The organism is Corynebacterium riegelii (assembly GCF_016728505.1).
Taxonomy (GTDB): domain Bacteria; phylum Actinomycetota; class Actinomycetes; order Mycobacteriales; family Mycobacteriaceae; genus Corynebacterium; species Corynebacterium riegelii.
Map to the genome: position 1 here is coordinate 1,582,533 of NZ_CP068159.1, position 23,428 is coordinate 1,605,960.

The window sequence follows — 23,428 nt, forward strand, 5'->3', positions numbered from 1 at the left end:
AGGCGCTGAAACAGGCGCTAACGCACGCGCACCCGCCCGGTGCCCGGCACGGTCTCGCCAATGATGGGGTAGCCGGGCACTTCGCCGATGACGAGGAGGCCGCCGGACGTCTGGGCGTCTGCAAGCAAGAGCAGCGCCTCCTCATCTAGATCGGAGTCGACGTGTGGGCTGACCCAGTCCAGGTTGCGGCGCGAGCCGCCAGGGACGAAGCCGTCGCGGAGGGTTTCACGTGCGCCGTCGATAAATGGCACAGCAGCGAAATCAATCACCGCGTCCACCTTGGAGGCGCGTGCCATCTTGTACAGGTGTCCGAGCAGGCCAAAGCCGGTGACATCGGTCGCTGCCTTCACACCAGCATCCACTGCTGCGCGCGAAGCGTCCCGGTTCAGGGTGGTCATTACGTCGACTGCCTGCTGGAACCACTCGCCGGTAGCCTTGTGGCGGTTGTTTAACAAACCAGAGCCGATCGGCTTGGTCAGGGTGATCGGTAGCCCGGCCTCGGCGGAGTCGTTGCGCATCAGGCGTGCGGGGTCGGCGGTGCCGGTTGCGGCCATGCCGTAGATCGGCTCCGGTGCAGTAATGGAGTGTCCGCCGGTAACGGAAATGCCGGCTTCAGTTGCGGCGTCGAGCCCGCCGTGGAGGACTTCACGGATCAGTTCCTGCGGCAAAACGTCGCGCGGCCAGCCCAAAATATTCAGCGCGGTAATCGGGGTGCCGCCCATGGCGTATACATCGCTCAGTGCGTTGACAGCTGCGATCTTGCCCCAGGTATACGCGTCATCCACCACGGGGGTGAAAAAGTCGGTGGTGGAGATAATCGCCAGGTCATCGCGGACGCGGATTGCGGAGGCATCATCACCGTCGTCAAGACCAACGATCACGTTGGGGTCTGTAAAGCCAACCAAGCCGGCTACTGCGTCTTCGAGTTCACCGGGTGGGATTTTGCAGGCGCATCCACCACCTGCGGCGAATTGGGTGAGTCGGATTTCTGGGGCTGTTTTGCTCATATCGCTGTATGGTAGCGTCACGCGACGGAGGCGTACGTGTCCTGGTGGGCGCCCCAGTCTTCAAAACTGGTGAGGTTGAGCATCTCAGCCTGGCAGGTTCGATTCCTGTCCGTCTCCGCCATAGTTTTTCGGGAGGTTTCGTTTGGATCCGCGCCGCAGCATTCCCCGTACGGATGAGCTTTTATTGCTTGCCGACGCCACGTCGAACCTCTCAACCGCCACCCTCAAAGCCCTCGCGCACGATGTGCAGGCGGCTGCCCGCCGAGGCGAGATTTCGCCTGAGGATGTGCGTGACGTGTTTGTGGCGCGCGCGAACCAAGGCGCAACCACCCTGACTCCCGTGATCAACGCAACGGGCGTGGTGGTGCACACGAACGTGGGGCGTGCGCCCCTGTCGACCGGCGCGGTGGAGGCGATGGTGCGCGCGGCAGGCTACGTGGACGTGGAGATGGACTTAGACGCCGGCGTGCGTTCGCGTGAGCGCGGCAAGCAGGCAGCGGATGCCTTGTTGGCTGCGTGCCCCGCCGCCGAAGACGCGCTGGTGGTGAACAACGGTGCCTCCGCGTTGCTGCTGGCAGCGGCAACGTTTGCTGAGGGCGGCGAGATGGTGATCTCCCGTGGTGAGCTCATTGAGATCGGCGCGGGTTTCCGCCTGCCGGAGCTGATTGAGTCTGCGCGCGTGCGTTTGGTGGAGGTGGGGGCGACGAACCGTACGCATCCGGCGGATTATGAACGCGCTCATGAGGCGAAGGCGATTTTAAAGGTACATCCGTCGAACTATCGGGTGGAAGGGTTTACCGCGAGTGTGAGCGTGGCGCAGCTGCGCGAAATCGCGGACGCTCATGGTCAGACGCTGATCGTAGATACCGGCTCTGGCCTTTTGGCACCTGACCCGTTGCTGCCGGATGAGCCGGACGCGACGACTGCGTTGAAACAAGGGGCGGACGTTGTGTTGTTTTCCGGTGACAAGCTTTTGGGCGGCCCGCAGGCAGGCGTGATGTTGGGTACGCGTGAGGCGATTGCGAAGATGCGCAAGCACCCGCTGGCGCGTGCGGTGCGCATTGACAAACTGCGTCTTGCAGCACTTGAGGCGACCATGCGCCTTGCGCATAATCCCACGTACGCCTACCTGCACGCGGACTCGGCCGTGTTGAAGCAGCGTACCGAGGCCCTAGCCGCCAAGGTGGGCGGCACGGTTGTGGCGCACGATGGCCGTGTTGGCGGCGGGGGAGCGCCCGGCCACCCGCTGCCCGGCTATGCGGTGGAGCTGGATGAGTCGCTGGCGGCAGCGCTAAGGCGCCACGATCCTGCCATCCTCGGCCGCGTCCACGGCGGGCGCTTACTCATTGACCTGCGTTGTGTGCCTGAAGACCAAGACGCGCTTGTTGCTGCCGCCATTGTTGAGGCTGTAGATGAAGCCGCGGGTGAGGTACGCGCATGAGCTTTGTCGTTGCCACCGCAGGCCACGTAGATCATGGCAAGTCCACCCTGGTCAAGCGTTTAACCGGCATGGAGCCGGACCGCTGGGACGAGGAGCGCAAACGCGGCCTGACCATAGATCTTGGGTTCGTGTGGGTCGGCGACATCGCCTTTGTGGACGTGCCTGGCCATGAGCGTTTCATTGCCAACATGCTTGCCGGTGTGGGACCCGCGCCGGCTGTGCTGTTGGTTATCGCCGCTGATGAGGGGTTCAAAGAGCAGTCCAAGGACCACCTGGACGCCATCAACGCGTTTGGCATCACCACTGGCGTGATTGCGATGTCGCGCGCGGACAATGCCGACTCGCAGCGCCGCACCGAGGTACGCCAGCAGATCGCGCGCGAGGTCGCCGGCACCACAGCACAGGACTGGCCGGTGGTGGAGGTATCCGCGAAGACCGGCGAAGGAATCGGGGAGCTTACTCGCACCCTGCACGAGGTGCTCGAAGCCGCACCCACCCCGGACCCGGATGCGCGGATCCGTTTCTGGGTGGACCGCGCTTTCAGCATCAAGGGCGCTGGCACGGTGGTCACCGGCACGCTCACCGCGGGCACGATCCGGCCGGGTGATGTGCTGGAGCTGCACGGCCAGCAGGTGCACGTGCGCTCGGTGCAGTCCGAGGACACCCCCATTGACGTGGCACAACCGGCGATGCGCGTGGCACTGAACCTGCGCGGCATCGACGCCGAAAGCATCGGCCGCGGCGACGCTCTACTCACTCCCGGCGCTTGGCAGAGCACCTTGCTTATCGACGCCACGTTGACCACCCCAACCACATCCCCCCTCCCACGCGAAGCTATGGCCCACGTTGGCACTGCAGGCGTGCCGTGTGCGGTACGGATGCTGGGGCCGGAGCACGTGCGCTTAACGTTTGAGTCGCCGCTGCCACTCAAAATCGGCGACGCCTTGGTCCTTCGCGGCTCCGGCGAACAACACATCTTGGCCGGTGCTCGCGTGGTGGACGCGGACCCACCGGCCTTTCTCCGCCGCGGGGACGCCGCACGTCGCGCCGAAGCGCTACCCACACTGCCCGATATCAACGCCGAGATTACCCGCCGCGTGGCCGTTACCCCAGAACACCTGGCGCGGCTGGGCTACGACGTACCCGACACACCACCAACGGGAGCAGTCGCGTTTGCTGGCTACTGGATTCAAGCCAGCCAAGTCATGGCTTGGAAGAACGCCCTGCTTAAAGCCGTTGCAGAACATGAGCGGGTGAATCCGTTGTCGGCAGGGATGGGGGTTGCGGAGGGCGTGGATAAGCTGAAGCTCCCCGACGCCAAACTGCTGCCACTGGCTGCCGCCGCGGCGAAGCTCACGGTGGCCGACGGGCTGATCTCGACCGGCCGCACACTCGATCTGGGCGAGGGGATTGCCAAGCTGGAGGAGCACCTGCGCGCCCAGCCCTTTGCCGCGCCCGAGGCGGCTGACCTGGCGCAGTGGGGCGTAGGGGACAAAGAGTTGGCCGCAGCCGAGCGGGCCGGACGCATCGTGCGAATTGCAGATGGTGTGGTCTTGCTTGCCGACGCCCCCACCAAAGCCGCCGACCTTCTCCAAGAACTGGAACAGCCGTTTTCGGCCTCCGACGCCCGCAAAGCGTGGGGAACCACCCGACGCGTGGCAATCCCGCTGCTAGAAATGCTTGACGCGCGCGGTGTCACCCGTCGTGTCGACGGTACCGCGCGCGTCTTGCGCTAGTTATTTAGCGCTGGTTACACAGCGCCGGTTATACAGCGCTGGTTACACAGCGTCATGCTCGTGCGGATCGTTGTCCGCATCCGCCTTGGTCTCGTGGCGAGTGCCCGGCTTGTGCTCCGGAGCTGCGTAAATGGAGTACAGCTTGGCCGGTTTGTCGGACTCATTGACAAAGTTGTGGTACTTGCCAGACGGCACGAACGCAGCCCAGTCTGCGCCAACAACCTGGTCAACCTCAAGCTCGTCCTTGCTCGGGCCGATCTGTGCGCGCAGCTCGCCCTCCTCAAGGCGGAGGAACTGATCGTGGCCATCGTGGATCTCAGCGCCAATCTCGCCGCCAGCCGGGATGGTCATAACCGTCAGCTGCAGGTACTTACCGGTCCACAGGGTGTCACGGAAGGCATCATTTTCCAGGGTGGCCTTCTCAATATCTACTACGTACGGGTTAGGTCCTTTATCGTTGCTCATAGGCCCCACCGTACGCGTCTTTGCCTACTTGCGGTGCCGACCAACCTCGCCAGCAACCCGTTCGCGACGCCTGAGCTGCACCTTCTCAACTTCGGTGAGGTAGCCGCCGGCACCTTGCCATCCGGTATCGGGCGTTTCCTTCACCGCATCTTTTACTGCGGTACGCTCCCGCACTTCTACCTGTTCCTCCGGGAGCTCCACCTTGGCAAACATTTGCGTTGGCGCGGCGACATCGTCCGGGCGATCCTCACCTGTCAGCGACACGTAGCGTGCCCTGTAGTGCGGCCGGATCGTGTCTTCCGGGTCCGTGGCAAAGGGTCGCTCCACCGTGATCGCCCATGATCCATCGGGGAAATCCACGAGTGACCACGGGGTAGTAGGCGTCGTGTCCGGGACCTTCAGCGCGGGGATTGTCTGCAGACCCTCAGCTGGGGCGCCGGCATTGAGCGCAGCCATGCCCTCCAACAGCACGGCACGTACGTACAGCGGGGCGCCCGCCTCTTCGATGTAGGCAAGGAGTTCTTTGGCATCTTCGGCACCGAAGCCACCGAGTGCCTTGCCGTTGAGCGTGACAGCAACCGTGCCTGCCAACGGGTGCAGCGCAACAAACCAGGTGCCAGGGGAGAGCGCGAGGAGCTCATCGGCGCTGAATTCCCCCTTGGCGGTATCCACCACAATCATGTCCCCAGGCGGTAGCACGAGTGCGCCTGCCGGGGGATCGTTGCGAGGCACCGTAAGTTGGTGCGGCGGCAGAATAATCTTGGCCCGAAACAGGCCGGTCTGGTTATCAAAACGAATCTCTGCGACCGTGGTTGGCATCAACAGCGAGGCCTCAATGCGTTGCATCTCCGGGTAACGCTCGCGGTGCCTAGCCGCGACTTCCCCCAGCACCCTGCCCTGGGTGCGGTCATGGCCCACCCGGCGTACCCGCCACGATCCGTTGAGCGGATTCGGGTGGAGCAGGACCGGCAAAAATGCTGAATTTTTCGTGTCCCCAAACTCTTCAAAAAGGGGAGCTTGGATCACGCTGGCGAGCTCAATTTCCTCGCCAGCACCCCATATCGACGGTGCGAGAGAGTAGAGCCTGTCCATTGCTTCAGCTTAAGCGTTGGTCTTCGCGCCGCGCATGTTGCCTAGCAGTTTGCCTAGTAGCGCGACGATTCCCAGCACGATGAAACCGGTGATCAACCCCGCAGTCAGAGACACACCGGTCTCAGCCAGCCACCCAAGCGCCCCGCCGCCAGCGGCCTCCTTGAGATGCTCCGAGACGTCGTGCGGCCAATGCCAGCCGACAACCTCGTGCAAGCCACGCACGATCAGGTGGCCGCCAACCCACAACATGGCAACCGTGCCCACAACACCAATCGCGGTCAAGATATACGGCATGCCCTTCACAAGGCCGCGCCCAAGCGTGGGTGCTTTGTCGCGTTCGATCATGCCGCGGCCGATGTCATCAATCTTGACTAGGATCGCCACCGCGCCATAAACCGCGATGGTGATGAGGATGCCCACTGAAATAAGCACGGCAGCTTCCATCCAGATGGGCTGATCAGCAACCTCATCAAGCGCGATGATCATGATCTCCGCACTCAAGATCAGGTCTGTCATGATTGCGCCTTTGACTAAGGAATCCTCATCCTCCGGCGTTTTGTTTACCGCACGTTCCTGCTCTTCTTCAGGATTCGCCTTGATCTTGTGGACGATCTTCTCTGTGCCCTCATAACAGAGGTATGTACCGCCCAACATCAACAGCGGTACCAACGCCCACGGCGCGAATGCGTTCAGGACAAGTGCAATGGGCAGGATGATTAGCAGCTTGTTGCGCAAAGAACCCTTGGTGATCTTCCAGATCATCGGCAGCTCACGCGCCGGGGTGACCCCAGAGACAAACTGTGGTGTCACTGCTGCGTCATCAATCACCACGCCCGCAGCTTTCGCAGACGTCTTTGCCGTCATCGCTGCCACGTCGTCGGCTGAGGCGGCGGCAGTGCGGGCGATCAGCGCAACGTCGTCAAGCAGGGCGAGCAAACCACCGGACATGAATGGCTCCTTTGGTAGGTAGCGGCGGGCGTAACCCTTTGACGCTACCAGCCCAGCAGCAGGTCACAGTGAACGCAAAGTAAATACGAGAAAAACTTTCGGGTGGATTTACGGAATCTGTTGGGTAGTATTGTGTTCTATTCCGGCTACCGGGAACAAATGTGATTGGGATCATTGGGATCATCACATGAATCAAGGAGAATCTATAGTGAACATGAAGAAGACCCTGGCTGTTGTTGCAGCCAGCGCGCTAACCTTCACCATGGCCGCATGTGGCTCGGACAGCGCCTCCACCGGCGGTGCAGACGGCGGCAACTACATCACCGCTAGCGGCACTGAGCCGCAAAACCCGCTCATCCCGGGCAACACCAATGAGGTCGGCGGCGGCAACATCGTCGATATGATCTACTCGGGTCTTGTCTACTTTGACAAGGACGGCGTGTCCCACAACGAGATGGCACAGTCCGTTGAGCTGGAGGGTGAAAAGACCTACCGCGTGACCCTGCGCGATGACATCAAGTGGTCCGACGGCTCCCCGGTGACCTCCAAGGACTTCGTCAACACCTGGAACAAGGTTGTTGAGGACGCAATGCTCGGCGCCTACTTCTTCGAGTCCATCCTGGGCTTCGAAGAGGGCAAGCCGCTCGAGGGCCTGGAGATTGTGGACGATCAGACGTTCACCATCGAGCTGACCCAGCCAGAAGCCGACTTCCCGCTGCGCCTGGGCTACTCCGCCTTCTACCCAATGCACGAGTCTGCATTCGATGACCTCGCTGCATACGGCGAGAACCCGATCGGCAACGGCCCGTACAAGCTTGCTGAGTGGAACCACAACCAGGACGCCATCATCGTTCCGAACGAGGAGTACTCCGGCGACCGCGCTGCGCAGAACGACGGCATCAACTTCGTCTTCTACGCACAGCAGGACGCTTCCTACGCTGACCTGCTCGCAGGCAACCTGGACGTGACCGACGCTATCCCGGACTCTGCGTTCGCAACCTTCAATGACGAGCTGGGCGAGCGCGCCGTGAACCAGCCGGCTGCCATCTTCCAGTCCTTCACCATCCCGGAGCGCCTCGAGCACTTCGGTGGTGAAGAGGGCAAGCTGCGCCGCGCTGCAATCTCCCGTGCAATCAACCGCGAGGAGATCACCGCGACCATCTTCGACGGCACCCGCACCCCGGCAACGGACTTCACCTCCCCGGTGATCGCTGGCCACACCGACACCCTCAACGGTGCTGAGGTTCTGGAGTACGACCCGGAGGAAGCAAAGCGTCTGTGGGAAGAGGCTGACAAGATCAACCCGTGGACCGGCACGTTTGCCATCTCCTACAACGCTGATGGTGGCCACCAGGCATGGGTTGATGCAGTTGCAAACTCCATCAAGAACACCCTGGGCATTGAGGCTGAGGGCAACGCATACCCGGACTTCAAGTCCCTGCGCGATGACGTGACCAAGCGCGAAATCACCACCGCGTTCCGCACTGGCTGGCAGGCAGACTACCCGTCCCTGGGTAACTTCCTGTCCCCGCTGTACGGCACGAACGCTGGTTCCAACGACGGTGACTACTCCAACGCCACCTTCGACCAGCTGCTGAAGCAGGCTGCCGGCGCAGCCAGCGTTGAGGAGGCTTCCGAGTACTACAACGAGGCTCAGGAGATCCTGCTGCAGGACCTGCCGGTTATCCCGCTGTGGTACTCCAACGTGGTCGGTGGCTACTCCGAGAACGTTGACAACGTGGCATTCTCCTGGAAGTCTGTCCCGCTGTTCTACGCAATCACTAAGAAGTAACGTCCCTCCAAGCGGATGCCGCTTCGTAGTTGCACAAACCCACACTCAGACACGGCTCGTGTCGGGTGTGGGTTTCGTGTTGCGTCCGGCGGTATTCTGCCAAGCATGTCTGCAACACCGACGACTGAAGACAACTGAAGACAACTGAAACTGTCAACGAAACTGCTTAACCGAAAGAGAGCGAACTAACCCATGTGGCGCTACATCGGGCGGCGGCTCTTGCAAATCATCCCCGTGTTCTTCGGGGCCACGCTTTTGCTCTATGCCCTCGTCTTTCTTATGCCGGGCGACCCAGTCGAAGCGCTCGGCGGCGACCGAGGCTTGAGCGAAGCTGCTCGCCAACGCATCACCGAAGAGTACAACTTAGACAAGCCATTCTTGGTCCAGTACCTGCTCTACCTCAAGGGCATTTTGACGCTGGACTTCGGCACAACGTTCTCCGGCCAGCCGGTGCGCTCCGTAATGGCAAACGCCTTCCCGGTGACCATCAAGCTGGCGCTGATGGCGCTGGCCTTTGAAGCCATCTTTGGCATCATCTTCGGCGTGATCGCCGGTGTCCGCCGCGGCGGCATCTTCGACTCCACCGTGCTGGTTGTCTCCCTGTTTGTCATTGCGGTGCCCAGCTTTGTTATCGGTTTCGTACTGCAGTACCTCGTCGGCGTGAAGTGGGGATTACTTCCCGTGACAGTGGGAAGAAACGAAAGCTTCACAGCGCTGTTAATGCCCGCGGTGGTGCTAGGCGCCTTGTCATTTGCGTACGTGTTGCGATTAACCAGGCAGTCCGTCAGCGAAAACCTCCGCGCGGATTATGTGCGTACCGCCCGTGCTAAGGGCCTGTCCAACGGTCAAGTGATGAACCGCCACGTGCTGCGCAACTCCATGATCCCGGTTGTGACCTTCCTGGGTGCTGACCTTGGTGGGCTGATGGGTGGCGCCATTGTTACCGAAGGCATCTTTGGCATCAACGGCGTTGGCGGCACCATCTTCCAAGCAATCATCAAGGGTGAGCCTGCCACGGTGGTGTCATTCACCACGGTGCTGGTGATCGTGTACATCGTTGCCAACCTGCTGGTGGACCTGCTCTACGCTGTCCTGGATCCGAGGATTCGCTATGCATAACCCAAAAACCAATAACGCTGTAGATGCTGTAGATACTGTGCTGCCTGGGCAGGAATACTACGTAGCTGAGACTGATGAGTCGGGCCTCGGCGCCGTTGACGCTGTGGCCGATGACCGGGCGCCGTCAAGCCAATGGGGCGAAGCGTGGAAGTACCTGCGCCGCCGCCCCCTGTTTTGGGTAGCAGCCGCACTGATCCTGATGGCGCTTGCCGTGGCAATCGCACCTCAACTGTTTACCGCTACTGACCCGCGTGAGTGCATCCTGTCGCGCTCACTGAATGGACCGACCTCTGGCCACCCATTTGGTTTTGACCGTCAAGGCTGCGACATTTACGCGCGCACCATCTACGGTGCACGTGCATCCGTTGCTGTGGGCGTGCTGACCACGCTGATTGTTACCGCACTTGGCACCATCATCGGTTCCATCGCCGGCTTCTACGGTGGTATCTGGGACACGCTGCTGTCTCGCCTGACGGACATCTTCTTCGCCGTCCCGCTGGTGCTGGCTGCGATCGTGGTTATGTCCATGTTCCAAAACCAGCGCTCCATCTGGATGGTGGTGCTTGCACTGTCTATGTTCGGCTGGACGCAGATCGCACGTATTACGCGTGGCGCTGTGATGGGTGTGAAGAACGACGAGTTCGTGACCGCTGCGCGCGCACTTGGCGCCAGCGACAGCAAGATCATCTTCTCCCACATCCTGCCGAATGCAGCGGCGCCGATCATTGTGTACGCGACGGTGGCGCTGGGCACGTTCATTGTTGCTGAGGCAACGCTGTCGTTCCTTGGTATTGGTTTGCCAACGTCCGTGGTGTCGTGGGGTGGAGATATTTCGAGGGCGCAGGCGTCCCTACGCACCCAGCCCATGGTGCTGTTCTACCCGGCAATTGCCCTGGCACTGACGGTGCTGAGCTTTATCATGATGGGCGACGTGGTCCGCGACGCCCTCGACCCGAAGGCGAGGAAGCGATGAACCAGCCACTGCTTAACATTGAAGACCTCAAGATCACCTTCGAATCCACCACGGGTGTGGTGGAAGCCGTACGTGACTTTGACCTGACCATCTACCCAGGCCAGTCCGTGGCCATCGTGGGTGAGTCCGGCTCCGGCAAGTCCACCGCCGCTATGAGCATCCTGGGCCTGTTGCCCGGCACCGGCAAGGTGACCAACGGCACCATTACTTTCGACGGCAAGGACTTGACCAGCCTGGACGAGAAGGGTTGGCAGGAAATCCGGGGCAACGAGATCGGCCTGGTTCCTCAGGACCCGATGAGTAACCTCAACCCGGTGTGGCGCATTGGCACGCAGGTGGAGGAATCGCTGCGTGCCAACAACGTGGTGCCGGGCTCCGAGCGCCACAAGCGCGTCGTGGAACTTTTGGAGGAAGCCGGCCTGCCGGACGCGGAGCGCCGCGCGAAGCAATACCCGCACGAGTTCTCCGGCGGTATGCGCCAGCGTGCGCTGATCGCTATCGGCCTGGCGGCCCGCCCGAAGCTGTTGATTGCGGACGAACCGACGTCCGCCCTCGACGTCACGGTGCAGAAGAAAATCCTGGATCACCTGGACAAGCTCACCGCGGAATTGGGCACATCGCTGCTGTTTATTACTCATGATCTCGGGTTGGCAGCTGAGCGCGCCGACTTCCTCGTGGTGATGCACCGCGGCCGCATCGTGGAAAAGGGCCCAAGCCTGAAGATTCTGCGTAACCCGCAGCACCCGTACACGCAGCGGTTGGTGAAGGCGGCGCCGTCGTTGGCGTCTGCACGAATCCAGTCCGCTAAGGCACAGGGGCTGGAAACCGCAGAGCGCGTTGCCGGCAAGCGCGATGGTGAGGAAGTGGTTCGCGTAGAAAACCTGGTGAAGGAATTCGACGTGCGCGGCCAAAAAGGCGCCAAGAAAATCCTTCGTGCGGTTGATGACGTGAGCTTTTCTTTACGACGCGGCACGACGCTCGCCCTCGTCGGCGAGTCCGGCTCCGGCAAATCCACCGTGGCCAACATGGTGCTGCGTCTTCTCGAACCGACCAGTGGGCGAGTGATCTTCGAAGGCCAGGATATTGCGCAGCTTAAAGGTAAAGAGCTGTTTGAGATGCGCCGCAAGGTGCAGGTGGTGTTCCAGAACCCCTACGGCTCACTCGACCCGATGTTCTCGGTGTACAAGTGCATCGAGGAGCCACTGGCGCTGCACAAGGTCGGCGGCCGCAAGGAGCGCGAATCTCGCGTTGCTGAGCTGCTAGACATGGTGCAGATGCCGCGCTCTGCTATGCGACGCTACCCGAACGAACTCTCCGGCGGCCAGCGCCAACGCATCGCAATTGCGCGTGCGCTTGCGCTGCACCCGGAAGTTGTCGTACTGGATGAGGCCGTGTCTGCACTTGACGTGCTGGTGCAAAACCAGATCATCAACCTGCTGGCAGACCTGCAGGAAGAGCTCGACCTTTCCTACCTGTTCATTACCCACGACCTAGCCGTGGTCCGCCAGACCGCCGACGACATTGTGGTGATGCGCCAAGGCGTTGCCGTGGAGCAGGGGAGTTCGGACGACATCTTTGATAATCCGCAAGACCCATACACCCAGAACCTGATCAATTCGGTTCCGGGCTTGGGCATTGAATTGGGCACTGGCGAAGACCTCGGCATCGAAGTCCGTTAACACCAGTGCCCTAAGGGGGAGTGGGGGTGCTTGTCGGCGCGCGGGGGGCGTCGACAAGCAAGGGGGCCCTATTCCGGCTTGTAGGTTTGGCGCACGCGGTTGCGCTCAACCTCCGGGTCAGGAATCGGGATCGCAGACAGCAACGCCTTGGTGTACGGGTGCTGGGGGTTATCAAACACCTCATCCGCGTCGCCGAATTCCACAAAGTCGCCCTTGTACATCACCGCAACACGGTCCGACAGGTGGCGGACCACCGACAGATCGTGTGCCACGAACAGGTAAGACAGGCCAAGCTCGCGCTTCAGGGACTCCAGCAGGTTAATCACACCAGCCTGGATAGATACGTCGAGCGCTGAGACCGGCTCGTCCAGCACAATCACCGAGGGGTTGGTGGCAAGCGCACGAGCCAGGCCGATGCGCTGGCGCTGGCCTCCTGAGAAGTGGCCTGGGAAGCGGTCAATCTGGGACTCATCCAGACCCACGGTGCGCATCAGTTCAGCAATACGTTCGTCCTTGTCGCCCTGGTAACCAAGCGCGTCCAGCGGCTCCTGGATGATCTCTTTGACCGTCATGCGCGGGTTCAAGGAACTCATCGGATCCTGGAACACCATCTGCAGGTTGCGGCGGGCCTTCTGACGCGACGCGTGGTTGAACTTGGACGCGTCTTCACCACACAGCACGATGCGGCTGCCCGGCGCCGGGTCCAGGTTCATGATCTCCAGCAAGGTGGTGGTCTTGCCGGAGCCGGACTCGCCCACGATAGCCATGCACTCACCGGCGCGAAGGTCGAAGGAGACGTTCTTTACCGCGTGCACTGTACCTACGCGACGCTTCACCAACGCACCCTTAGTCAGCGGGAATTCCTTGTTCAGGTTCTCCACTTCCAGGGTCACCTCGCGCTCTTCGCGAGGCACGTTCGCCAGCGAATCCTCCGGAAGCACCGGGGTGGGGTAGAGCGGACGGCCGTTGATCGTGCCGTTTTCAATCTCGTTGTGGCGGATGCAGGCAACCTCGTGGCCTTCGTTATCCCCCACAGGCTCAAGCTTCGGCTCGCCGTTTGAGCACTCCGGGACAGCGATCGGGCAGCGCGGCGCGAACTGGCAGCGTTCCTGCATGTTCACCAGCTTCGGCGGGGTGCCCTCGATAAACGTCAAAGGCTCGTCCGAAGGGACGTCCACACGCGGTGTGGAACCAAGCAAGCCGATGGAGTACGGCATTTGCGGGGTCTTAAACAGCGTGTGCACGTCGGCCTTTTCCACGGGGCGGCCACCGTACATCACCAGCACGTCATCTGCGGTGCCGGCAACCACGCCCATGTCGTGGGTAATCATGATGCAAGCCGCGCCAGTTTCACGCTGCGCAACCTTGATCACGTCCAGGATCTGGGCCTGGATGGTCACGTCGAGGGCGGTGGTTGGTTCGTCCGCGATCAGTACCTTCGGATCATTCGCAATCGCAATAGCAATGACCACGCGCTGGCGCATACCGCCGGAAAACTCGTGGGGGAAGGACTTCAGGCGCTTCTGCGGCTCCGGAATACCCACAAGGTCCAAAAGCTCAGCCGCGCGGGTGAGTGCCTTGGACTTGGAAATGTTGTTGTGGGCCTGCATAGCTTCCACCAGCTGCGTACCAATGTCATACACCGGCGTCAAAGCGGACAGTGGGTCCTGGAAGATCATGCCGATCTCGTTGCCGCGGATGTGCGACATGGCCTTGTCGTTTTTGGTCAGCAGTTCCTCGCCTTTGTACAGCACCGAACCGGTGACCTTGGCGTAATCCGGCAAAAGGCCCATCACGGCCATGGACGTGACCGACTTGCCCGAGCCGGACTCGCCCACAATGCCAAGGGTGCGGCCGGGGTAGAGGTCAAAGTCCACGCCGCGCACCGCGGAGACAACGCCTGCCTCCGATGGGAAAGAAACGTTGAGATCACGAACGCTAAGTACCGGGTTAGCGGAATTCACGGAAGATGTCATGCTCGGCCTCCAGAGTTCGAGTTCGGGTCAAAAGCGTCACGCAGGCCGTCAGCAATGAAAGCCATGGAGACGGTCAACAACGTCAGCACAAGCGCCGGGAAGTAGAACTGCCACGGGGTGGTGATCAGGGTTCCGGTACCGGTCTGCAGCAGGGTACCCAGAGACACATCCGGCAGCTTCACACCCAAGCCAAGGAAGGACAGGGCGGTCTCACTCATGATTGTGGAGACCACGCCCATCATGAACTGGATCACCAACAGCGACGCCACGTTGGGGATGATGTGGCGCACAATCGACTTCGGACGGGAGACACCCATGAAACGGGCGGCACGAACGTAGTCGTTTTCTCGGATAGACAAGGCCAGCGACCAAATCACACGCGCGGGGTACATCCAGCCAAACGCGATGAGCACCACGGTGAGCACCTTCCAGTCGCCGCCAGAGCCGGAGACCAACAGTGCAATCATCAAGAAGGTCGGCACCGCCAGCATGAAGTGGATAATTGCCAGCACGATCTTTTCAAGCACACCGCCGTAGAGCGCAGCACCTGCGCCAATGAGCGCAGAGAGGATCGTGATAGCCAGCGCTGCTGGCACTGCAATGGTCAGGGAACGGCCAAGGCCGTGCACAACCTGAGCGAATAGGTCATTGCCGGAGTCAGTGGTACCAAACCAGTGTTCCTTGCTTGGGCCGGTGGCCAGGTTCAAAAAGTCCGGTTCATCGTAGGCCCAAGGCGTGATGAACTTGCCAAAGACAGCGAGCAGGACCAGCACGATGAAGATAACCGTGCCTACTACCGCCATGCGGTTTCGCAGGAAGCGGCGCAGGTAGATACGGCTCTTGCTGGTGCCGCGTAGCGCTGCGGACTGGTTTGGTGGCTCAGCACTTGCTGTGCCGTCTGCCTGGCGTCCGGTTTCAGACGTAGACGTCATGTCATTAACTGGGATGTTTGCGTGCATACCCAGGTTCTGGCTGGCGCGACGTGGCTGGCCAGAGCTCGAACCGGTGTATTTCGTCGACATTGGTGTGCCTCCCTAGCTAACCCGGACTCGGGGATCAAGTGCCACCACAAGCAGGTCCGCCAAGATCGCAGATATTGCGGTCATCGCGGCGCCGAAGGCCGCAACAGCAACTGCGCCATGCACGTCGTTGCGGCTGATGGTCTGGATGAAGTATTGGCCCATGCCGTTCCAGGCGAAAATGCGTTCCGTCATCACCGCACCGGTGAAAATACCGGGAACGGAGAATGCCACCGAGGTTGCCACCGGAATCAGTGAGGTGCGTAGCGCGTGCTTGCGCACCGCCTGCGCCTTGGTCAGGCCCTTGGCGCGAGCAGTGCGGACGTAGTCCGCGTTCAAGTTATCCAGCAGCAAGGTGCGCTGCATGAAGTGGTAGCCCGCGTAGGAAATGATCAGCAGCGCAAGCGTGGGCAAGATAAGGTGCTGACCAAAGTCAACTAGCTTGTTCCACGTGCCTTGCACATTGGAGCTAGAGGCGCCGGTGACGTAGAAGATACGGCGCCCGGTCCACTCGTTGATCTTGATGCCAAGCCACACCACTGCAATAGACGCCACAACCACGTGCGTGTTCATAGTGATGATGGAAATGCCCTGCCAAACGCGGTCGGCGCGCTTGTACTGACGCGACGCCGTGTACACGCCCACTGCCACACCAATGACGATGGACAGGAAGGTTGCCACGAACGTCAGCTGGGCGGAGACCCAGATGCGAAACGAAATCTGTTCGTTCACCGAGTCACCGAGCGGGGAGTTACCCCAGTCCCAACGAGTCAGAATGCCGGTGAGCCATGTCCACCAACGCTCAATTATCGGCGTATTCGGGCTCAAGTTGTTGGGCTCAAGCAAAGCATCGATCTGCTCTGGTGAAAGCGGAGGGCGGCGGCCGAAGTAGTTGGCGCGCGGATCCAAGAAAAAGCTGGCGAGGAAATACGTGAGGTTGGTGGCCAGAAATACGATGAGGCTCCAGCTCAGAATTTTCCTTATGAGGTAGCGGAACATGGCGTCTCTCAGTCTGTGTGAAAACGCATAAATCCGCGCGAAGCCACAAGGGCCTCGGCGGATTTACGCGACGTGATCAACGGTTACCGGGTCTCTTACTTCGCCCAGCCGACGTTCTCGATCGGCAGCACTGCGAAGGACATTGCGCCCAGGTTAGCCAGGCCCGGCTTGGTAGCAACCATCTCAGGACCGTTGGCGTACGGCATGATGCCGAACTCGCCGAAGGCTTCCTTTTCAAGCTCGTTAGCGCGCTTGATCTGCTCGTCAGCGTCCTCGATCTTCTGCAGCTCTTCGATCTTTGCGTCCAGCTCAGCGGAGCCCGTGCCGGACTTGTTCAGCTCAGAGTCAGATGCGTAGATCTGGCCGAAGTACGCAACACCGAACGGGTCGGAGGAGGAGAAGCCCATCATGAACAGGTCGAAGTCCTTCTCGGAGGTCACCTTGGAGAAGTCGGAGCTCGGACGCTCCTCGATCTGGACGTCGATGCCAACTGCGCGCAGCATGGACTGCATTGCGGAGGTGGTGGCCTGAACCATCGGGGAGTCACCCAGGGTGACGTAGCGAACGCTCAGCGGGTTCGCCTCGGAGTAGCCAGCCTCCTCGAGCAGCTTCTTTGCCTTCTCCTGGTCGTACTGAACGACAGAGCCGAAGTTGTCCTCGTAGCCATCCTGGGTCTGGAACAGGGTGAAGGAGCCCGGCAGGTCCTCGGTGTAGTCCAGGCCGTTGAAGCGGATCGCGGCAAGCTGGGAACGGTCAATTGCCGTCATGATTGCCTCGCGCACCTTCGGGTCTTCCAGGCCCGGTGCCTCAGAGTTGATGGTCAGCAGGTAGTTCGACGGACGCAGGGAGACGCGGATGTCAGCCTGGTCACCCATCTGGCGTGCGGTCTCCAGACGGTCACGGGATCCAACGCCGGTCAGGTCGATCTCACCTGCGCGGAAAGCGTTGATGGAAGCCTGGGCCTCCATTGCGCGGTAGGAGATGCGCTCCAGCTTGGCCGGCTCGCCCCACCACTTCTCGTTGGGCACGAAGGAAACTTCACCGGTTTCAAAGTTGACGTTTTCAACCTTGAACGGGCCTGCGCCCCACTCCGGGTGGAGCTGCTTGAGGTAGGCATTCATGAAGGTGTCAGCGGAGTCAACCTGCGGCGGAACGAGGTTGCCGAAGAGGCCCTCCCACCACGGGTAAGCCTGCTTGAAGGTGACAACTGCCTGCTTGTCGGTCTCACCACGGGTGACAGACTCGATCAGCTCGTAGCCGTCGGTGGAGTTGACCTGGACATCCGGGTTGGAGCCGTTGTTGAACTTCCAGGTGTTCTCAAACGAGGTCCAGTCGATCGGAGTGTCGTCGTTGTACTTGGCCTCGTCCACGATGGTGTAGGTGACCACGGTCTTGCCGTCCACAACCTCGTCCTTCACCTCGCTGAGGTAGGCCGGGTTCGGGTGGTAGGTGCCGTCACCGTCAAACAGGGTGAGCTGCGGGTTGTACTTGTCCCACACGTTGCGCGTGTAGAGATTCATGTTGGCGTGGAACACGTTCTGCTGCTCGGCCATCTCAGTGATAGCCATGGTCAGCTCACCGCCGTCCTGGATCTGGTCGCGCTCCAGCGGGTTGTAGTCGCCAGCAGCGTTGATTTCCAGGCCACCCGTGGACTCGCCAGTGGACTCTGCAGCCTGGCTCGACTCTGCGGAGGTGCCGGTGCTGGTGGACTCCGTGCTGTCACCTGCACATGCGGTGAGGGTCAGGGAGATAGTGGACAGGCCGGCGATTGCGGCGAGGCGAATGCGGTTCTTCATGTGACCGGTCATCCTTTCAACGGAAAACAAAACTTATTGCCACGAAAGCAGTGGGTTTCATTAACGTTAATGAAAAAAGTGATGTGTCACACCATTTTCGGCGTATTAATTTTCACCAAAGGGCTTTTTGCTAGCCGACGGGGGTGAGTTCCACCTCATCCGCCCACGTCAGTTCGATGCCGAGGGTGCGCAGCCATTCCATCGGATCATCGCTGTGACGGGTGATGCCCTCGACGGCATTCAAGGTGAAGTCAATGGCTTTCTCGGCTTCCTCAGCAGTGATTAGCCCTGCGGAGGTGGCTGCGGCGAGTTCGTCGATATCTAAAACGTCGATAGGAGTGCCGGTGTTAGAGACTAAGTCAACGTAGAGGTCACGCGTTGTCCATACGTCGCCGTCAACGTCAATGTCCGCAACGTCGAAGTAATACTCCTGCTCTTCTTCTACACCCTCGCGGAAGTGAAAGATGTTGGCTCTCAGGCCGAGCTTTGGAAGCAGCCAGCTTTCGAGGTAGCCAAAGCGGGGGTGGTTGGCCCCGCGTGCCATGTACAAGCCAAAATCAGTCACCCGAAACGTGTCTACCTCACGGAGGAATCCCTTGGGGTCCACGTTGGTCTTGGAGACCGTGTCAAAGGTTTCCTGCTTGACAGGGTGTAGGTCAACGCTCATCTCTTACCTCACAGAAAAACTTGCGGCGGTGGGGGCGAAGCTGCACACCTTGTCTTGGGTGCGCACGCCTCCGTCTACAACTGCGAGTACGCGCCCAGGGCCCGTCTTAGCGGTTGCGGACAGGGTTGCCGGTCCTGTTGGGTTTATCAGGTTGTTATCTAATGGCGTTACGCCCGTGCGGAAATTGTTGAGGTTGATCCAGTACACCTTCATCAACCCCTGGTCGGGCGCGGCGGCCGGTGTGCCAAGGGCGGTGAAGACGAACGTGGCCTCTCCAGCATTGGCTCCAGGTGCGGGAGAGGTAGCCGGGCCTGGGACGACGAGTGCTGATGCTGTGGAGTGCAGGCCCGGACCAATGCAGTGGGAAGACACCGTTGGCCAGTAGAACTGGGTGAACGGGGGAGCATCCTCGGGCAGAGGGGGACCTCCGAGCTCGGCGCCGCCGGCGTAGAACGTGATCGCCGTGCGCAGGGCGTTAGATACCTGGGCAGGCACGAAAGGCTTGTCTGCAAAGTCATGGACGCGCTGGACTACCTGTGGGGTAGGCCTGCCTAGCTCATCTAGCAGGCCGAATGCGCCGGAAGATGTCTGGGCGTTTGCCGCTGGGGCAAAAACGCTAGCGCTGGCAAGCAAAGACGCGGCAAGTGCTGCGCATGCGGAAGCGCGAATTGTTTTGGGCAGGGAAAACGTCACTTGAGACACAATAGTCACTTATGTAACAACGTCAAGGCGAAATCGAAAGAAACTGCCAGCCTCGTGCCAGTATTGACCTCTACCGTCTGTGGTGTTCCGGATCACAAAACATCAAGCCGATAAGGTGAAAGGACTGAAAAGCCATGACTGATCCCCAGAACGCAACCCAGAACGAGACCGTCACGTTCAACACCAACCTCACGCTGGCGGAGATTGAAAACCGTCTCTCCGGTCTGGAGAACTTCGATGTCAAGGAGAAGTCCGAGGGCGAGCTTGTTGTCAACGTTGGCAACGCACTGAAGTACCGCTTCCTCGGGGTGTACCTGACTCAGGACTTCCAAGCACCCATTACTATCGACGCCTCCGATAACGGCGACGGCACCGTAACCGTAGAACTGCACCGCCGTGGTCAAGCTGGCACCGTGATCAGCACAAGCAGGAATGATCAATTCTTTGCCACCAGCTTCCACGAGCTCCAAACCGCACTGAGCGGGTAAAAGAAGCGGCTCAAGCGAACGTGCGATTCGGGGGTTGGAGGGGTAGTGTTTAGACGTTCATACCGCCTATATATAAGGAGCAGCGGTTAAGTGTCGCACCCTGAATTTCGAAATGTAGCCATTGTCGCCCACGTTGACCACGGCAAGACCACCCTGGTTAACGCAATGCTGGAGCAGTCCGGCGTATTCGGTGACCATGGTGAACACGGCGACCGCGTGATGGACTCCGGTGAGCTCGAATCCGAGCGCGGCATCACAATTTTGGCCAAGAACACCGCCATCCGTCGCGCAGGCGCCGGCAAGGACGGCCGCGACCTGGTGATCAACGTGATTGATACCCCGGGCCACGCCGACTTTGGCGGCGAGGTTGAGCGCGGCCTGTCCATGGTGGACGGTGTTGTGCTGCTGGTAGACGCATCTGAGGGCCCGCTGCCGCAGACCCGCTTCGTGCTGGGCAAGGCGCTGGAATCCAAGAAGCCGGTCATCATCTGCGTGAACAAGACGGACCGCCCGGATGCTCGCATTGATGAGGTTGTGGAGGAAGCCCAGGACCTGTTGCTGGAACTGGGCGCTGGCCTGGAAGACCCGGAGGCAGCTGAGGCTGCGGAGAACCTGCTGGAGCTGCCGGTGCTCTACACCTCCGGCCGTGCGGGCCGTGCTTCCCAGGAGAACCCGGGCAACGGCAACCTGCCGGACAATGAGGACCTGCAGCCGCTGTTCGACGTTATTTATGACGTACTGCCGGAGCCGTCTGCCGACATCGACGCGCCGTTCCAGGCGCAGGTGACCAACCTGGACTCCTCCTCCTTCCTGGGCCGTATCGCACTGATCCGCGTGTTCAAGGGCTCCGTGAAGAAGGGCCAGCAGGTCGCGTGGGTGCACTATGACGCGGAAGGCAACCAGCATGTGAAGAACGTGAAGGTGGCTGAGCTCCTGGTCACTGAAGGCCTGGATCGCGTTCCGGCCACCGAGGATGTGGTTGCCGGTGACATTGCCGCAATCTCTGGTGTGGACGAAATCATGATCGGTGACACTTTGTGCGACCCGGAGCACGTTGCGCCGCTGCCGCGCATCAAGGTGGATGACCCTGCGATTTCCATGACCATTGGCGTGAACACTTCGCCGATGGCTGGCCGTAACGGCGGTGACAAGCTCACGGCACGCATGATCAAGGCGCGCTTGGACCAGGAGCTGATCGGTAACGTCTCCATTAAGGTGCTGCCGACGGAGCGCCCGGACGCCTGGGAGGTCCAGGGCCGTGGTGAGATGGCGTTGACGGTGTTGATTGAGACGATGCGTCGTGAAGGCTTTGAGCTCACCGTGGGCAAGCCGCAGGTAGTGACCAAGGAGATCGACGGCAAGACCTATGAGCCGTACGACCACATGGTTATCGATGTGCCGAGTGAACACCAGGGTGCCGTCACCCAGCTGCTGGCAAACCGCAAGGGCCAGATGACCGCAATGTCCAACACCGGTGCGGGTGATTGGGTGCGTATGGAGTTTGACGTGCCGTCGCGTGGCCTGATCGGCTTCCGCACCACCTTCCTCACCGAAACCCGTGGTGCTGGCATTGCCAACTCGTACTCCATCGAGCACCGCCCGTGGGCAGGCGAAATCAAGGGACGTCCGACAGGCTCCCTGGTGGCAGACCGCTCCGGCCAGGTCACCGCATACGCCCTGCAGCAGCTGGCGGACCGCGGCGACTTCTTCGTGGAGCCGGGTGCTGAGACCTACGAGGGCATGGTTGTTGGTGCGAACTCGCGTGATGAGGACATGGACATCAACATCACCAAGGAAAAGAAGCTGACCAATATGCGTGCAGCCAGCGCCGATACGACCGTGACGCTGCAGAAGGCCCGCACCCTGTCGCTGGACGAGGCCATCGAGTTCTGTGATGAGGACGAATGCGTCGAGGTCGCGCCTGAGGCGATGCGCGTGCGCAAGATCATCCTGAACGCCACCGAGCGTGGCCGTGCACGTTCCCGCGCGAAGCAGCTGAATAAGTAATGCGGGATCTCGTCGGCTACCGGGCTGTATTCGTCCACGCTCATCCGGATGATGAGGCGATTACCACCGGCGGCACCATCGCCGATCTGGCTCGCCGTGGTGCGGACGTCACCGTGGTCACCTGCACCCTCGGCGAAGAGGGCGAAGTGATCGGGGAGACCTACCAGCATCTGGTTGCGGACGAGGCCGATCAGCTTGGCGGTTTCCGCATCGGTGAGCTCGCGGCGTCCCTGCGTGCGCTGGGCGCGCGCGGTGAGTTCCTCGGCGGCGCTGGACGTTTCCGTGATTCCGGCATGGCGGGTTCGCCGGCGCACCAGAACCCACGTGCGTTTGTCAACAACACCGATGTGGCGACTGACCTGCTGGTGTCGCTGTTTGAGCGCATCCGCCCGCACGCTGTGGTGACCTACGATGCCAATGGAGGCTACGGCCACCCGGACCACATCCAGACCCACCGCATCACGCACGCCGCTGCCGCTCGTGCCGAGGTGCCGCGTGTGCTGCACACCGTCCGCCTTGCGCATGAGACCAACGCTGCGTTGCCCGCCGCCGCCCCCGCCGGTTGGCGCCTGCCGCAGCCGGGAGAGCTCGATGGGGTAGAGACAGCCGATTTGAGCATTTTGCTTGACGACGCCACGTATGCCGCCAAAACCTCCTCCATGCAAGCCCACGCCACCCAGTTGTGGATCGCCAATGGGCTGGTCTCTGAAACCAACCCGCACGCAGTGCTCTGTGACGGCCCGGTGGTCTACTACGCCCTGAGCAACCTGATCGTGCAGCCGCTACAGCATGTGGAGCACTACCAGCTCGGCGCAGGTGTGCCGCTGCCGGATGGCCCAGATGCTGCGGACGGGATCTTTTGCGGACTGTAGAACGCGGCGACTCCCGCGAATTTTCCCGCGGCGAAATTATTCAGGCCTACGTGTTCCTGAGTGTTTTCGCCGCGGTTTTCGCGTTTGTGGGGGCAACGTATCTGGCGCATCTGTGGCTACCGCTTGCATGGGTGCTTATGCCGTTGGCAACGTTGGTGCTCACGCGTACGGCGGCGCTGTGGACGTCGCGACGCATCGTGTGGCTTGTTCCCTTGGCCGTATGGTGCGCCGTGTGGGTCATTTTTGGCGGGGGTTGGGCACTCGTTGCCGGTTTAGGCGGCGGCGTTTGGCCCCTCGCCAGGGCGAAGTGACATACTAGAGCGCATGACTTACGTGATTGCTCAGCCGTGCGTTGATGTCAAGGACCGCGGCTGCGTCGAGGAATGCCCGGTCGACTGCATCTACGAAGGCAAGCGCATGCTCTACATCCACCCGGATGAGTGCGTGGACTGCGGTGCTTGTGAGCCCGCCTGCCCGGTGGAGGCTATCTTCTACGAGGATGACACTCCGGATGAGTGGAGCGAGTACTACGACGCCAATGTTGGCTTCTTTGATGAGCTTGGTTCCCCGGGCGGCGCCGCGAAGACGGGCGCGCTTGATTTTGACCACCCGTTTGTGGCTGCCTTGCCGCCGCAGAACCAGGACTAGAT

At 60.8% G+C, this 23,428-nt stretch carries 21 protein-coding genes and 1 tRNA gene; 12 read left to right on the forward strand and 10 right to left on the reverse strand.

Going from position 1 to position 23,428, the window contains the following annotated elements:
* Positions 1-17 precede the first annotated feature (17 nt).
* A complete protein-coding gene (gene selD / locus I6I71_RS07480) occupies positions 18-1,007 on the reverse strand; it encodes a selenide, water dikinase SelD (RefSeq protein ID WP_201819963.1) in 990 nt (329 codons plus the stop codon).
* 26 nt (positions 1,008-1,033) lie between these two features.
* On the opposite strand from selD, the gene I6I71_RS07485 reads away from it, so the two are divergent.
* The 3 genes from I6I71_RS07485 to selB all read left to right on the forward strand — a co-directional run bounded on the left by I6I71_RS07485 (position 1,034) and on the right by selB (position 4,184).
* A tRNA-Sec gene (locus I6I71_RS07485) sits at positions 1,034-1,128 on the forward strand.
* Positions 1,129-1,149: 21 nt separating this feature from the next.
* Positions 1,150-2,448 carry an L-seryl-tRNA(Sec) selenium transferase gene (gene selA, locus I6I71_RS07490; protein ID WP_201819965.1) on the forward strand — a complete coding sequence of 433 codons (1,299 nt, stop codon included), beginning with the start codon at positions 1,150-1,152 and terminating at the stop codon, positions 2,446-2,448.
* Positions 2,445-4,184 carry a selenocysteine-specific translation elongation factor gene (gene selB, locus I6I71_RS07495; protein ID WP_201819968.1) on the forward strand — a complete coding sequence of 580 codons (1,740 nt, stop codon included), beginning with the start codon at positions 2,445-2,447 and terminating at the stop codon, positions 4,182-4,184. Before selA ends, selB begins: the two co-directional genes overlap by 4 nt.
* A gap of 42 nt (positions 4,185-4,226) precedes the next feature.
* Here selB and I6I71_RS07500 read toward each other — a convergent pair whose 3' ends face one another.
* The 3 genes from I6I71_RS07500 to I6I71_RS07510 are packed head-to-tail and all read right to left on the reverse strand — an operon-like array spanning position 4,227 to position 6,689.
* Positions 4,227-4,649, reverse strand: a complete 423-nt coding sequence (locus tag I6I71_RS07500) for a cupin domain-containing protein (RefSeq protein ID WP_052204846.1) — start codon at positions 4,647-4,649, stop codon at positions 4,227-4,229.
* 24 nt (positions 4,650-4,673) lie between these two features.
* Positions 4,674-5,741 (reverse strand): hypothetical protein, encoded by a 1,068-nt coding sequence (locus I6I71_RS07505; RefSeq protein ID WP_201819971.1) that lies wholly within the window; start codon positions 5,739-5,741, stop codon positions 4,674-4,676.
* A gap of 9 nt (positions 5,742-5,750) precedes the next feature.
* Positions 5,751-6,689 (reverse strand): DUF808 domain-containing protein, encoded by a 939-nt coding sequence (locus tag I6I71_RS07510; protein WP_201819973.1) that lies wholly within the window; start codon positions 6,687-6,689, stop codon positions 5,751-5,753.
* A gap of 208 nt (positions 6,690-6,897) precedes the next feature.
* Here I6I71_RS07510 and I6I71_RS07515 point away from each other — a divergent pair, with 208 nt between their 5' ends.
* The 4 genes from I6I71_RS07515 (at position 6,898) to I6I71_RS07530 (ending at position 12,252) form a co-directional block, all read left to right on the forward strand.
* The gene (locus I6I71_RS07515; protein ID WP_070495309.1) at positions 6,898-8,481 is read left to right on the forward strand and encodes a peptide ABC transporter substrate-binding protein; all 1,584 of its coding nucleotides are present in this window, start codon (positions 6,898-6,900) and stop codon (positions 8,479-8,481) included.
* Positions 8,482-8,673: 192 nt separating this feature from the next.
* The gene (locus tag I6I71_RS07520; RefSeq protein ID WP_070495307.1) at positions 8,674-9,600 is read left to right on the forward strand and encodes an ABC transporter permease; all 927 of its coding nucleotides are present in this window, start codon (positions 8,674-8,676) and stop codon (positions 9,598-9,600) included.
* Positions 9,593-10,573: an ABC transporter permease gene (locus tag I6I71_RS07525; protein ID WP_070495305.1), complete on the forward strand. Its 981-nt coding sequence runs from the start codon at positions 9,593-9,595 to the stop codon at positions 10,571-10,573. Before I6I71_RS07520 ends, I6I71_RS07525 begins: the two co-directional genes overlap by 8 nt.
* On the forward strand, positions 10,570-12,252 hold the full coding sequence (locus I6I71_RS07530) for an ABC transporter ATP-binding protein (RefSeq protein WP_201819976.1): 1,683 nt from the start codon (positions 10,570-10,572) through the stop codon (positions 12,250-12,252). Before I6I71_RS07525 ends, I6I71_RS07530 begins: the two co-directional genes overlap by 4 nt.
* Before the next feature lie 68 nt (positions 12,253-12,320).
* Here the strand turns inward: I6I71_RS07530 and I6I71_RS07535 are convergent, their stop codons facing one another.
* From I6I71_RS07535 to I6I71_RS07560, 6 genes are all read right to left on the reverse strand, one after another.
* Positions 12,321-14,228, reverse strand: coding sequence for an ABC transporter ATP-binding protein (locus I6I71_RS07535; RefSeq protein ID WP_201819979.1), 1,908 nt, complete (start codon positions 14,226-14,228; stop codon positions 12,321-12,323).
* Positions 14,225-15,160: an ABC transporter permease gene (locus I6I71_RS07540; RefSeq protein ID WP_070495299.1), complete on the reverse strand. Its 936-nt coding sequence runs from the start codon at positions 15,158-15,160 to the stop codon at positions 14,225-14,227. Before I6I71_RS07540 ends, I6I71_RS07535 begins: the two co-directional genes overlap by 4 nt.
* Positions 15,161-15,262: 102 nt before the next feature.
* On the reverse strand, positions 15,263-16,246 hold the full coding sequence (locus I6I71_RS07545; protein ID WP_070495296.1) for an ABC transporter permease: 984 nt from the start codon (positions 16,244-16,246) through the stop codon (positions 15,263-15,265).
* Between the two features lie 95 nt (positions 16,247-16,341).
* Positions 16,342-18,042 carry an ABC transporter family substrate-binding protein gene (locus tag I6I71_RS07550; protein ID WP_201819982.1) on the reverse strand — a complete coding sequence of 567 codons (1,701 nt, stop codon included), beginning with the start codon at positions 18,040-18,042 and terminating at the stop codon, positions 16,342-16,344.
* 130 nt (positions 18,043-18,172) lie between these two features.
* Positions 18,173-18,709, reverse strand: coding sequence for a ribonuclease FAU-1 family protein (locus I6I71_RS07555; protein WP_070495295.1), 537 nt, complete (start codon positions 18,707-18,709; stop codon positions 18,173-18,175).
* 3 nt (positions 18,710-18,712) lie between these two features.
* Positions 18,713-19,420 (reverse strand): Rv1157c family protein, encoded by a 708-nt coding sequence (locus I6I71_RS07560; RefSeq protein ID WP_236587277.1) that lies wholly within the window; start codon positions 19,418-19,420, stop codon positions 18,713-18,715.
* A gap of 125 nt (positions 19,421-19,545) precedes the next feature.
* Here I6I71_RS07560 and I6I71_RS07565 point away from each other — a divergent pair, with 125 nt between their 5' ends.
* The 5 genes from I6I71_RS07565 (at position 19,546) to fdxA (ending at position 23,426) form a co-directional block, all read left to right on the forward strand.
* The gene (locus tag I6I71_RS07565; protein WP_201819985.1) at positions 19,546-19,899 is read left to right on the forward strand and encodes a hypothetical protein; all 354 of its coding nucleotides are present in this window, start codon (positions 19,546-19,548) and stop codon (positions 19,897-19,899) included.
* A gap of 90 nt (positions 19,900-19,989) precedes the next feature.
* Complete coding sequence (typA, locus tag I6I71_RS07570; RefSeq protein WP_052204824.1) at positions 19,990-21,906, forward strand: translational GTPase TypA; 1,917 nt, start codon at positions 19,990-19,992, stop codon at positions 21,904-21,906.
* Complete coding sequence (gene mshB / locus I6I71_RS07575; protein WP_201819989.1) at positions 21,906-22,778, forward strand: N-acetyl-1-D-myo-inositol-2-amino-2-deoxy-alpha-D-glucopyranoside deacetylase; 873 nt, start codon at positions 21,906-21,908, stop codon at positions 22,776-22,778. The genes typA and mshB overlap by 1 nt, the downstream gene beginning before the upstream one ends.
* Positions 22,766-23,089: a hypothetical protein gene (locus tag I6I71_RS07580; protein ID WP_236587278.1), complete on the forward strand. Its 324-nt coding sequence runs from the start codon at positions 22,766-22,768 to the stop codon at positions 23,087-23,089. The genes mshB and I6I71_RS07580 overlap by 13 nt, the downstream gene beginning before the upstream one ends.
* Positions 23,090-23,102: 13 nt before the next feature.
* On the forward strand, positions 23,103-23,426 hold the full coding sequence (gene fdxA / locus I6I71_RS07585; protein ID WP_052204818.1) for a ferredoxin: 324 nt from the start codon (positions 23,103-23,105) through the stop codon (positions 23,424-23,426).
* Positions 23,427-23,428: the final 2 nt, after the last annotated feature.